The organism is Candidatus Synechococcus calcipolaris G9 (assembly GCF_029582805.1).
In the GTDB taxonomy this organism is placed as follows: domain Bacteria; phylum Cyanobacteriota; class Cyanobacteriia; order Thermosynechococcales; family Thermosynechococcaceae; genus Synechococcus_F; species Synechococcus_F calcipolaris.
The window spans coordinates 1,205,228-1,217,642 of record NZ_JAKKUT010000002.1; the positions used below are offsets into that span (position 1 = coordinate 1,205,228).

11 protein-coding genes are annotated in these 12,415 nt (G+C 51.8%); 4 read left to right on the plus strand and 7 right to left on the minus strand.

Annotated features, from left to right (window positions below; translation table 11 throughout):
• Nucleotides 1–81: 81 nt before the first annotated feature.
• Entirely contained in the window at nucleotides 82–1,044 is a 963-nt protein-coding gene (locus L3556_RS08745) for a heme o synthase (protein ID WP_277866893.1), read from the minus strand.
• Between the two features lie 18 nt (nucleotides 1,045–1,062).
• Entirely contained in the window at nucleotides 1,063–2,001 is a 939-nt protein-coding gene (locus L3556_RS08750) for a COX15/CtaA family protein (protein WP_277866894.1), read from the minus strand.
• A gap of 204 nt (nucleotides 2,002–2,205) precedes the next feature.
• On the opposite strand from L3556_RS08750, the gene mtnA reads away from it, so the two are divergent.
• Nucleotides 2,206–3,270 (plus strand): S-methyl-5-thioribose-1-phosphate isomerase, encoded by a 1,065-nt coding sequence (gene mtnA / locus L3556_RS08755; protein WP_277866895.1) that lies wholly within the window; start codon nucleotides 2,206–2,208, stop codon nucleotides 3,268–3,270.
• Here the strand turns inward: mtnA and sufD are convergent.
• From sufD to L3556_RS08780, 5 genes are all read right to left on the minus strand, one after another.
• The gene (gene sufD, locus L3556_RS08760) at nucleotides 3,241–4,590 is read right to left on the minus strand and encodes a Fe-S cluster assembly protein SufD (protein ID WP_277866896.1); all 1,350 of its coding nucleotides are present in this window, start codon (nucleotides 4,588–4,590) and stop codon (nucleotides 3,241–3,243) included. The genes mtnA and sufD overlap by 30 nt on opposite strands.
• Nucleotides 4,590–5,378, minus strand: a complete 789-nt coding sequence (gene sufC, locus L3556_RS08765) for a Fe-S cluster assembly ATPase SufC (protein ID WP_277866897.1) — start codon at nucleotides 5,376–5,378, stop codon at nucleotides 4,590–4,592. The genes sufD and sufC overlap by 1 nt, the downstream gene beginning before the upstream one ends.
• 184 nt (nucleotides 5,379–5,562) lie before the next feature.
• The gene (locus L3556_RS08770; RefSeq protein ID WP_277866898.1) at nucleotides 5,563–8,373 is read right to left on the minus strand and encodes a cation-translocating P-type ATPase; all 2,811 of its coding nucleotides are present in this window, start codon (nucleotides 8,371–8,373) and stop codon (nucleotides 5,563–5,565) included.
• Between the two features lie 109 nt (nucleotides 8,374–8,482).
• Nucleotides 8,483–8,719 carry a hypothetical protein gene (locus L3556_RS08775; RefSeq protein ID WP_277866899.1) on the minus strand — a complete coding sequence of 79 codons (237 nt, stop codon included), beginning with the start codon at nucleotides 8,717–8,719 and terminating at the stop codon, nucleotides 8,483–8,485.
• Nucleotides 8,720–8,885: 166 nt separating this feature from the next.
• Complete coding sequence (locus tag L3556_RS08780) at nucleotides 8,886–9,299, minus strand: cupin domain-containing protein (RefSeq protein ID WP_277866900.1); 414 nt, start codon at nucleotides 9,297–9,299, stop codon at nucleotides 8,886–8,888.
• A gap of 168 nt (nucleotides 9,300–9,467) precedes the next feature.
• On the opposite strand from L3556_RS08780, the gene L3556_RS08785 reads away from it, so the two are divergent.
• The 3 genes from L3556_RS08785 (at nucleotide 9,468) to egtD (ending at nucleotide 12,380) form a co-directional block, all read left to right on the plus strand.
• Entirely contained in the window at nucleotides 9,468–10,415 is a 948-nt protein-coding gene (locus tag L3556_RS08785) for a DUF1517 domain-containing protein (RefSeq protein WP_277866901.1), read from the plus strand.
• A 50-nt stretch (nucleotides 10,416–10,465) separates the two neighbouring features.
• The gene (xth, locus tag L3556_RS08790) at nucleotides 10,466–11,266 is read left to right on the plus strand and encodes an exodeoxyribonuclease III (protein ID WP_277866902.1); all 801 of its coding nucleotides are present in this window, start codon (nucleotides 10,466–10,468) and stop codon (nucleotides 11,264–11,266) included.
• Between the two features lie 70 nt (nucleotides 11,267–11,336).
• A complete protein-coding gene (gene egtD / locus L3556_RS08795) occupies nucleotides 11,337–12,380 on the plus strand; it encodes an L-histidine N(alpha)-methyltransferase (protein ID WP_277866903.1) in 1,044 nt (347 codons plus the stop codon).
• Nucleotides 12,381–12,415: the final 35 nt, after the last annotated feature.

Here is a 12,415-nt window from a genome sequence, read left to right on the forward strand (position 1 = left end):
TAATCTGGATGTAAACTCAACCCAGAAACGTAGCCAGCTAACAACGTCACAAATAAAGTGCCAAATAAACCCAGTACCGTTCTAACGGGTTCCCATGGCGGCGATCGCCGTCGTCAGAGAGGTTAAGCATTCCTGGGTAAAGGGCAAGCTATCGATCGCCATGGCCGCGCACAGCAGCATCATGTATAAAATGGAAAACTTAAACAACGATCGCGCTTCATCTTTATCACTGGGGGCCTGCATTAATTCCCAGGCCCGATAGATAAACATCCCGCCCAAAACCAGAGCGATCGCCCCATAGAGGAAACCCGATACACCAAAGGGATAGACCAATAGCAGGGTTGTGGGCACTAGGGCCAGGGTATAGATAAAAATCTGCTTAGCCGTCACCCCATCCCCATCCACTACGGGCAACATCGGCACATTCACCCGGGCATAGTCATCCTGAATCAGCATCGCCAGGGGCCAAAAATGAGGCGGAGTCCAAATAAAAATAATGGCAAACAAAACCCAGGCGGGCCAAGCTAATTCTCCAGTGACCGCCGCCCATCCCACCAAGGGAGGAATCGCCCCCGCTGCGCCACCAATGACAATATTTTTGGAGGAAGATCGCTTCAGCCAATGGGTATAGACCCCCACGTATACCGCAATCCCCGCCATGGCCAAAAGACCACTCAGCAGATTGGCAAAAATGGTGAGTAACAGGAAAGATGTCATCGCCAGGGCAATGGCAAAGACCAATGCCTCCCAGGGTTGAACCCGGCCCGAGGGAAGGGGGCGGTGGCGAGTTCGCTCCATGATCCCATCAATATCTCTGTCATAGAGGCAGTTAATCGTATTCGCAGAGCCGGCAGCTAGGGCACCACTGACCAGGGTAACGAGAAATAACCAAGGATTCACTTCGCCCTGACTGGCCAGTTCCATGGAGGCTGCGGTGGTAATCAAAAACAAAAGGATCAGGCGCGGTTTCGTGAGTTGATAGTAATCATTGAGCAGGGAAAGAAAGCCACGTTGATCCGCCGATGTCCAAGTTGTTTCTTGCATAGGAAGTGCCAAAAATTTTTAAGCTGAGGTCAGTTCAGAGTGATTATCACGCCAGGCCAAGGTTGTAAAGGCGACAAGCAAGCCAAGGAGCGTTGCCCCAATCATTTGATGGGCAACCGTGAGGGCCGGGACTTGTAATTTAAGTTGGTAGGTTGCACTACCCAAGAGTAGTTGTAACACCAAAGCCAGGCAAATAGCTTGGGTTAACCGCCGCAAAAGAGGATGCAGGGCTGCCCGTCGCCAGGCTACCACAAGGACAGCGATAACACTCAAGGTTGCCGGCACAACCCCAATGAGGTGACTATTCATGATGCTACAGAGGCGATCGCCGTAGAGGCACTGATGCAACGCCCACTGGGATGAGACTAAACCACCTAAAATGCTTTGACCATAGATGAGTAACCCGGCTACCAGACCCCAGGCCGTTAAGTTTCCGGCTGTACCGGTTCCCTGATAGGGGGATAAAAATACAGCCATCTTGATCAACACACAGAAAAAAAGCAGGCCGGTACCCAGGTGAGCCGTAACAATTTCAAACCGTAGCAGTTCCGTCACCGTCAAGCCCCCTAAAATTCCTTGGGCAATGACTAAGACAAGGGCAAAGGATGCCACCCAGGTAAATCCCTGGGGTAAGGCTTTACGCCACCACCAGGCTGCGGCGGTTAGGCCGATGGTGAACAGGCCCAGGGAGGTGGCCACCAGGCGATGAAACCACTCTAAAAAGACTTGCAGATTCATCTGCCGTTGGGGAATCAGTTCACCAAAACACAGGGGCCAGTCAGGGCAGGCCAACCCCGCTTCCATCACGCGAGTCGCACTCCCCACCGCCATCAAAAATAGGGTGAGTACAGTCATGAGAACGACCCAGCGAAAGATCCAGACCTGGGCCGACCCCGATGGTTTATTTTCCGTGGGTTCTTCGGGTTGTGGATTGGAAAGTGTGAACCGGCTTAACACGGCGTACCCCTGTATTTCAACACATCCCCATGGTAAAGAAGCTAAGGGCGACATTCGCAAGAATGTGAAAATCTATAGCTTTTCTTTAAGTTTGAGGTGTAGTATAAATTTTTGTATCAATAGACCCGTATTTGGATGATGCCTGTGATACCAAAAAATAAATAGTTCACAAATAATTTATATTTTTTAGGGTCGGGAGTAGGAATGGATTCAATTTTTCCAGTGATTTGGTTTGAGGATCGGGTTCGACTCATTGATCAAACTCGCCTGCCCAATGAGTACACGTTTGTGGATGTGCGCCTATCCAGTGACATGGCCGAAGCCATTCGCACCATGATTGTCCGGGGCGCACCCGCCATTGGTGTAGCAGCGGCCTTTGGCATAGTTTTAGGGTCCCGGGAATATACTGGCGATCAGGGGGATAAAACGGCGTTCTTGGCCCATTTAGAAACTGTGGCGGCAGAGTTGCGACAAACTCGGCCCACGGCTGTAAATCTTTTCTGGGCGATCGCCAAAATGCTGGAGGCAGCCAAGGGGCATTCCGGTTCGATTCCTAAGATTCAAGAAGATCTGCTCAAAACCGCCCAATCCATTGCCACAGAGGATGTGGAAACCTGTCGCGCCATTGGGGGCCATGGCCTGCGGGTGTTGCCGCCTACACCGGAAAAACTGCGAATTCTCACCCACTGTAATGCGGGGGCCTTGGCCACAGCGGGCTATGGAACGGCCCTAGGGGTGATTCGTTCTGCCTGGGGTAGCGATCGCCTTGAGCGGGTCTATGCCGATGAAACGCGCCCCCGGATGCAGGGAGCCAAACTCACCACCTGGGAATGTGTTCAGGAGGGCATTCCAGTAACGTTGATTGCCGATACCATGGCCGCCCACTGTATGCAGCAGGGGTTAATTGATGCGGTGGTGGTGGGAGCTGATCGCATTGCCCGCAATGGGGATACCGCAAATAAAATTGGTACCTATAGTGTTGCCCTCGCCGCCCAGGCCCATGGGATTCCCTTCTATGTGGCAGCCCCCGTTTCCACCATTGATTTTAAGCTTGGCAGTGGCGTAGAAATTCCCATTGAGGAGCGAAATCCCCAGGAAATCTATCAAGTTGGGTTTAGTCGCATTTGCCCCGCAGGGGTTGATTTTTATAACCCCGCCTTTGATGTCACTCCGGCCCACCTGATTACGGGCATCATTACGGAGCATGGGGCGTTTTCCCCTGGAGAGTTAGCGTCGGGTTTAGGGGAAATGAATCTTATCCAGGATTAACTGCTCTAGCCGCAGGCGCAAATTAGGCATCGGAATTTTATCCAGTTGCTCGATCGCAAAGGCTTTGACCAGTAAATCCTGAGCTTGCTGCGGATCTAAACCACGACTTTGCAGATAGAAAATATCCTCAGGATTGAGTTGGCTCACCGTAGCACCGTGGGCACATTTGACATTATCCGCCACAATTTCTAGCTGGGGCTTAGTATCCACCCGCGCCTTCGGTGACAGCAACAAGGTTCGGCTCATTTGGGCCGCATCCGTGAGTTGGGCCGCCTTGGGAACATCAATTTTGCCATTGAAAACTGCCCGGGCGCGATCGCCAACAATACATTTATGCACCTGCTGACTACGGCCATGGGGGGCACTAAAGTAAATCCCGGAATGGGTATCCGCCAACTGCTCTCCCGTGGCAACCACGAGGCCATGGAGTTGGGTATCCGTTTGCTCTCCCTGGCAGAAAACGTGCCAATTATGACGACCGACAAGACCGCCCACACTAATGCTATTCCCCTGGTAGTGGCTATCCCGAGCCTGAGAAATCACCGTTTTGCCCACGATGACACTGCGATCTCCCAGATTTTGCATCCGCACATGATTGATGTGGGCATTCGTCCCTAGGTAAATTTCCGTTACGCCATTAATGAAATGCTCATCCCTCCCCTGGGAAAGATACTCTTCCACCAAGGTTACGGTACTGTTGGCAGCCCCCAGCACCAAAAGACGGGGTTGAATCACTTTGGCAGGGCCGGGGGTGAATAAATGGACAATATGAATGGGGCGGCTAATGGCCTGGTTCCCCAAAACCTGTAAAATTGCCGCATCCTGAAATCGAGCCGTATTCAAGGCCGTAAAAACCTCGTCCCCGTCGGGTAATTGCCCCAAGTAGGGCCGCACCTGGTCAACCTGGCCCCTAAGATTTGTCAGGGTCACTGTGGCCGTGGGGGGGACATGGCTGAGATGGCTGGCAAAATGGCCATCGACAAAAATTAGGGTATAGGCGTCATCCAGGGTGCGATCGCCCAAAAAGCAATGGGCCGATTCTAGGGTGGCCCCATCTGGCTCGGTTTCTAGGGGATCAAATTTTCGAGAGACCAGGGGAGATAGATCCGTAAATCGCCAATCCTCATCCTTTGTCGTGGGTAGGGACTGCTCATGTAAAAAATCTAAGGCCCGATCCCGCAGCCCTTCCAGGTAGACCACCCCATCCCCACCAATTTTTTCGTCATCTAAGGGGGCCGGCAGAGCCAAGAGATCCGCCAACTGGGTGACACCAGCGATCGCCCGGGTTTCCGCCCGATCCGAGTTAGCAACAACTGACATTATTTAACCGCCACCTCAACATCTTCCTCCCGTACCCAGTCGTAGCCGCGAGCTTCTAACTCCAAAGCCAATTCTTTGGGCCCCGTTAAAATAATCCGACCCGCCTCCATCACGTGAACATAGTCGGGGATGATGTAGTCCAGTAAACGCTGGTAGTGGGTAATCAATAAAATGCAATTATCGTCCTTGGCCAGTTGATTAACCCCATTGGAGACAATCCGCAGAGCATCAATATCTAAGCCGGAGTCCGTTTCGTCCAAAATGGCGAGGGTTGGCTCAAGAATAGCCATTTGCAGAATTTCATTGCGCTTCTTTTCACCGCCGGAGAACCCTTCATTGACCCCCCGACTCAGGAATGCACTATCCAGCTTGACAATATCTAGTTTTTCTTGAACCAAGTCATCAAAGTCAAAGACATCCAATTCCTCTAGACTGTTGTGTTTCCGCTTGGCATTGTAGGCCACCCGCAGAAAATCTAGGTTGCTCACCCCAGGAATTTCCAGGGGATACTGAAAGGCCAAGAATAGGCCGGCTCGGGCCCGCTCCTCTGGGGGAAGCTCCAGCAAATTTTGCCCCTGATAAATCACTTCACCGCCGGTGATGGCATAGGCAGGATGCCCCGCCAGAATCTTGGAAAAGGTGCTTTTACCAGAGCCATTGGGGCCCATAATGGTATGGATTTCGCCGGCCCTGATCTCTAGGTTTAGCCCCTTGAGGATGGGAGTACCGTCGACCTCCGCCGTCAGTTCACGTACTGCTAAAATGACATCACTCTCGGCTCGAATCACCCATTGACCTCCAAAATTCTGCTGCTCTACCCCAACATTCCCGAAATATTCGTAGGGTATGGCAAAACGGTATTCTCATTATTTCGTAAGGCCATCTTAACGTAAAAGTTGCTGCTCCCTAGGGTGGACAGGATTAGAGATACCGTAGTTCTAGAATTTACAATGCTCAATCATGGCGGCATCCTTAACTACGGCTGCGTCGCCAAAATCGTAAAACAATTTTTTCTAGCTCAACCCAAACAAAGATCAAAAAGCTACAGCCAACACAAATCGCCAATTCCCGCAGGGAGAGCCAATAGGTACCAAAGAACAGTCGTAGGGGTGTGACATAAATCAACAGTAGTTGCAAAACGGTTGTTAACAGAACGGCGGCCCAAATATAGGGATTGGTTAAGGGGTTCATTTCTAGGGTTAAGCGTGTATCGGAGCGCACGGCAATGGCATGACCCATTTGGGCCAGACAGAGGGTGGTAAAGACCATGGTTGTCCAACGTTCCCGATGGAGCCATTCGGTTTGGTAGACATTGGTATAGCTGTAGGCCCACACCATGAGGGCAATACTGACGATCGCCAAGATTAGGCCAACCCGCACCATATACATTCCTAAGCCATCGGCAAAGATACTATCCTTGGGCTTGACGGGCGATCGCTTCATCACATTGGCACTGCCGGGTTCAACCGCTAGGGCAAGGGCCGGTAAGCCATCGGTGACGAGGTTCATCCATAGGATTTGTAAGGGGGTCAGGGGTACACCTCCCAACCCCAACAAAGGGGCCGAGGCAATGGTAATGACTTCACCAATATTAGAGCCGAGAATATATTTAATAAAGCGGCGGATATTGCCATAGATGACCCGGCCTTCTTCGGTGGCGGCAACAATGGTGGCAAAATTATCATCCAGTAACACCATCTCACTCGCTTCTTTGGTGACATCGGTGCCGGTAATGCCCATGGCCACGCCAATATCTGCCTGTTTAAGGGCAGGGGCATCATTGACCCCATCCCCCGTCATGGCTACCACTTGATTTTGCCGTTGTAGGGCCCGCACAATGCGCAACTTGTGTTCGGGGGAGACACGGGCATAGACACTGACCTCATTCACCGACTGTTCCAATTCCTCGGAACTCATTTTTTCGATCTCGCGGCCGGTTAGCACCCGATCGCCCCGTTGACAAATGCCAATACTAGCGGCGATCGCCTGGGCCGTGAGTTGATGATCCCCCGTAATCATAATGGGCCGAATACCCGCAGAACGACAGGTTTCCACCGCAACCTTTACCTCTGGGCGCGGCGGATCCAAAATACCCACTAATCCCAGCCAAACCATCTCCTGTTCACTGGTATCTTCAGAGCCTAGGGGCGGTAGTTCCTGCCAACCGCGATAGGCCAATCCTAAAACCCGCAGGCCTTGGGCCGCCAATTCATTATTCTGTTTAATAATTTCTTGGACTATCTCTGGGGTCAACGTTGCCTGATCTTCGCCAATCTGAATGTAACGACAGCGATCCAGGATGGATTCGGGAGATCCCTTCGTCACCATGAGGTAGGACGGGTCTTGGGGTAGGGCATAGTCATGGTCTACGGGTAGCGTCACAAAAACACTCATGCGTTTGCGATCGGAATTAAAAGGAAATTCCCCCACCCGTGGAAAGGCTTCCCGCACTCGGTCTAGATTTAACCCTCCCTTTATGGCCAAGGGCAGTAGGGCCGCTTCCGTTGGATCCCCCAAAATCCCCCATTTTCCGTCCTCCTGCTGTAATACCGCATCGTTGCAAAGGACACCGCCTAAAAGTAAAAGTTGCTGTTCCGCCCTAGTTGCTACGGTCTCTTCTAGGGTGGCCTGTAAATTGCCCTGGGGATGATACCCTTCTCCGCTGGCGATCGCCTCGCCTTGGTAGGTGCGGATCCCTTGAACCACCATTTTGTTTTGGGTGAGGGTTCCGGTTTTATCAGAGCAGATGGTCGTGACACTCCCCAGGGTTTCCACCGCTGGTAGCCGCCGAATCAGGGCATTGCGTTTAACCATCCGCTGGGTTCCTAGGGCCAGGGTAACGGTAATCACTGCCGGTAAGCCCTCTGGTACCACCGCCACCGCCATACTCAGGGAAACTTTAATCAGATGGCCAAAAAGTTCAGGATTATAAAGGGTTCCCCCCCCTACCACGAGGGTGACTAAGACCAACGCCATCCAAACCAGCTTGTTGCCCAATTCCGTCATGCGTTTTTGCAGGGGGGTTGGCTCCTGTTGAACGGACTGCAAGGCCGTAGCAATCTTCCCCAGCTCCGTATCCATACCAATACTGGTTACAAGGGCAACCCCACGCCCATGGGTGATCTCCGTTCCCGAAAAGACCAGATTCACCCGATCGCCCAGTTCCGTATCTTCCGGGAGAACAACCTCAGCCTTTTTGTTCACCGCCTCTGCTTCCCCCGTGAGGGCAGACTCTCTAACCTGTAAATTCATGGCCTCTAGGAGCCGCCCATCCGCCGAAATTTTCACCCCTGCCTCTAGGAAGACAATATCCCCCACCACCAACTGGGGCGAATCAATTTCTTGGCTGCGCCCTTCCCGGAGAACTCGAACCTTGGGAGCCGACATATTTTTCAGGGCAGCTAGGGCTTCTTCCGCCCGACTCTCTTGGACATACCCCAAAATGCCATTGAGGATCACCACAATTAGGATCGCAAAGGCATCCTTGGGAAAGACCAAGGCTTGTTCTACCTGAAAACCCTCGGCAATATCTATAATGGCGGAGATCACGGCCACCACGAGGAGCATGATCAGCATCACATTCCGAAACTGATCGATGAAAATATCAAACTTACGACGCCGGTTCTGTTCCTTTAGCTCATTGGAGCCGTAGGATTCCTGCCGCCGCCTGACCTCAGCCTCTGTGAGTCCCTGATCAGGATTGCTTCCTAGGGAGGTTAGGGCAGTATCAATACTTGCATGGTGCCAATGATTGGGAATAGAGACAGGCGAGGAAAATTGCATAGATGGAGATCAAATTGCGTCTACATCTTCTAGTATTGCTATTCCTCAAGGAGATTGCCTGTTTTTAGCTTTTAGGAAAAAAGGGGGCGTTTAGGAGATAAGGGAGCTTTTAGTAGGCTAGGGTTTCCAGGGCTTGACGCAGGTAGGCAGAAACCTGGGTGTCCAAATCCGTTTTGGAATAGTTGACTTTGGAGTCATCCACGTTAGACTGGCTGATTGAGTAATGAATATCTTCTTCCTGTTGCCAACGCTGAAATCCAGAACTATGGGCGATCGCCCGTTTCAGAGAAGTCCAGATTGCCTCAGATTCTATGGGGCTTTGGGCCTCAATAATTGGCGTTTCCATAGAGATCTCTCCATTACTGCTGTCGTCAAGGTAAAATTTCAAGGTCAAACTGCACGTCTAACAAGCTGTATCTATAACAGTGCATTTATAACAAGGTAGCCGAATTTATCAAGGGACTCCGTATGCTACGTTACGATTTTTTACATTTTTCTCATTAAATCACAACTTAAATCACAATCGTCACATCTACGCGATCGCCCTCATGGGACAGGGGGGCAATATTTAGGTAATAGAGGGGTTGATCCCCAGAGAGATTGCGAATCCAATGGAGGCACTGGGCATCCACATGGAAATAGGCCCCGGTTTGCACCGGCCGGCGGGTGAGCGCGTCCATAGCAATGGTGTCAGCGGGGGGAACCATATCACAGGTCAACAGTTCACCTTCTCCGGCCACAATTAAAAAAATATCGCCCCCTTCGTGGTGATAGTGGGGATAATTGGCCTGGCCTGGCTCTATCTTATACAGGCTAGAGGCCAAATCTGGATTTCGGTGATCGAGGGGACAGGCAGAATATCCAGGACGCTTGGCTGACCAATCTTGAAAATCCTTGATCAATCCTGGAAATGAAAAAACAGTCATGGGCGATCGCGGCAATAAATGGCAACAAATTTAGAACAACGTTGAGGAGAACTTAACTCTGGGTACGACAATGGCAAATTTGCAAAGACTAGAATTTACAAAGACTAGATCTGACCAACACGATACACTGGAGATACGTTCAGAGTAAGTCTATCGCAAGACTGGATCATGATTAAAAATATTTGGCAAAAATTTAAGCCCCTTTTGACTGTGATTATTATTGCAGTCTTTATGGCCCAGATCGTCCTCGATGCCGGTAGTGCCTTGGCAGCCCGCAGTGGTGGCCGCATCGGTGGCGGTTCCTTTTCCCGTCCCTCTCCGAGTCGCTCCTACAGTGCCCCCCGTGGAAACAGTAGTTATGGCTACGGCCGAGGGTATGGTGGTGGCCTAGGGTTTCCCTTCTTGATTCCGTTCTTTGGGTTTGGGGGTGGTTTTGGCGGATTATTCACGATTATTCTTTTAGGAGTCGTCGCCAATTTTCTGTTTTCCGCCTTTCGTCAGTTCCGTGATGGTGGCACAGAAGAGAATGAATTTAGCCCCAATCCCGCCGTTTCCCTACAAACGGTGCAAGTTGGCCTAGTTGCCGAGGCGCGATCGCTACAGACGGATCTCAATCGCCTTGCCCTCAGTGCCAATACCCAAACCCCAGAGGGTTTAACCAAGGTTCTCCAGGAAACCACCCTGGCCCTTCTCCGCCACCCCGATTACTGGGTCTATGGCCGCACCGCCAAACAAGATACCCAACTTCAGGGGGCGGAAACCCAATTCAATCAGTTGGCTCTGATGGAGCGGGGCAAGTTGGCCGCCGAAACCCTCTCGAATTATCGCCAAGAGGTCCAGGAATCAGCGATCGCCGTGGCAGATTCCAGGACAGATACCGTGGGTGACTCGGTGGGTGAATATATTGTGGTGACCCTTCTAGTGGCTACCCTGGGTAAGTTGACACTACCAGCGGTGAATAGTTCGGCGGATCTGCGCTTGGCTCTACAGACCCTAGGGGGCGTGAGTAGCGATCGCCTCCTGGCGGTAGAGATTCTATGGCAACCCCAAGCCGACGGCGACACCCTTAGTTCCGATGATGTCCTGTTGGCCTATCCCGAACTCAAACTGATCTAAACCCACCCGTTGTCGATATTATGGCCTCGTCTCCTTGGCGGGGTTTTTTGATGGAAATTGCAACCTGGAATGTGAATTCAATTCGGACACGCCTGGAGCAGGTCTGCCAATGGCTAGAGCACCATCCCGTTGATTACCTGTGCTTGCAGGAGACCAAAGTGGTGGATGAACTCTTTCCACACCAACCCTTTCTAGAGCGGGGCTATCAGGTCTATTGTGCCGGACAAAAATCCTACAATGGCGTGGCAATTGTCAGCCGTCGTCCCCTAGATCGGGTCGAGGTTGGCTTTGCTTCCCTCCTACCCGACCGGGAAGAATTCCTAGATGAGCAAAAACGGTTGATCATGGGTTGCCCCTTGCCCGATGTGGCCTTAATTAACGTCTATATTCCCAACGGCTCCAGTGTGGGTAGCGACAAATATGCCTATAAATTGGCCTGGCTAGAGGCCCTCCGCATCTATCTGGATACCCTTCAGGGCCAATCCCAAACTCGGATTATCCTCTGTGGTGACTTTAATATTGCCCCGGAGGATCGGGATATTCATGATCCCAGCGATCGCGAGAATCATATTATGTCCTCGGAACCGGAACGCCAGGCCCTGGAGGCTATTCGCCAGGGGGGATTGGTGGATGCTTTTCGCCATGGCAACCCAGAGACCGGTCATTATTCTTGGTGGGACTACCGCCAGGGATCCTTTCGGCGGAATCGGGGCTGGCGCATTGATCACCACTACATTAGCGAAGCCCTTTTGCCCGATCTAATTGGCTGCACCATTGATGTTCAACCTCGCGGTTTACCCCAACCCAGTGATCATGCCCCGGTCATTCTAAGTCTGGGCCTGGAATGGTGAATATTGGGCCCTAAAATCCTTACCCAGGCATATTTCCGTATAACTATAAACCCCTAGGAAGAGTTCCACCATGGTGTCACACCTTGCGAATCCTGTCTCTATTCAGCGCGATCTCCAGAGCGATCGCCTCCATCTGCAACATTTTGCCAGTCCCCAAGCAGAGGATTGCTCCGGTCAAGATGTCCTAGAGGGCCTCACTCGCCACCCCATCAAAACTATCCCGGCTCAATACTTTTACGACGATCGGGGGTCCCAACTCTTTGAACAGATCTGCACCTTGCCCGAATACTATCCCACCCGCACAGAGATCAGCATTTTAGCCTCTTCATCGGCGGCGATCGCCCAGGCCATTGGCCCCTGTGAAGTGGTGGAACTCGGCAGTGGTAATTCCAGCAAAATTCGCCATCTCCTCAATGCCCAGCAAACCCTTAATTTTCCGCTCCGCTATCTCCCCCTAGATGTCAGTGGAAGTATTCTCAAGGACAGTGCCCTGGGCCTGTTGGCGGACTATCCTTCCCTCACCATTGCTGGTGTGGTGGCAACCTACGAACTGGGGTTAGCCCATTTACCGCCCCTACAATTGCCGAAGCGCATCATCTGCTTTTTTGGCAGTACCCTAGGCAACTTAACCCCGGATCAGTGCGATCGCTTTTTTAAGTTAATCCATCGAAGCTTGAAACCAGGGGAATACTTTTTACTGGGGGTAGACCTACAAAAATCCACGCCCATTCTAGAAGCCGCCTACAACGATTCCCAGGGAATAACCGCCGCCTTTAACCTGAATATGCTGCAACACTTAAACTGGCGATTTCAAGGGAACTTTTGCCTGGAGAACTTTTCCCATCGAGCCATTTACAATCCCCAAGCGCAGCAAATTGAAATGTACCTAGACTCCCGCACCGATCAGCGGGCCACCTTGTCCGCCCTAGGCCTAGAGATTGAACTGGCACAGGGGGAAGCCATTCTCACGGAAATTTCCCGTAAATTTGATCTTGCCAGTCTGCGTCAAGACCTCACTGCCGCCGGATTACCGCCCCAACAGATTTGGCAGGATCCCCAGGGTTGGTTTGCCCTGATCCTTTGCCAGGCTCGATCCCTAACCCGGAGAGGATAGGCGGAACAGGGCGACGAATTTGGTATGATAGCTAA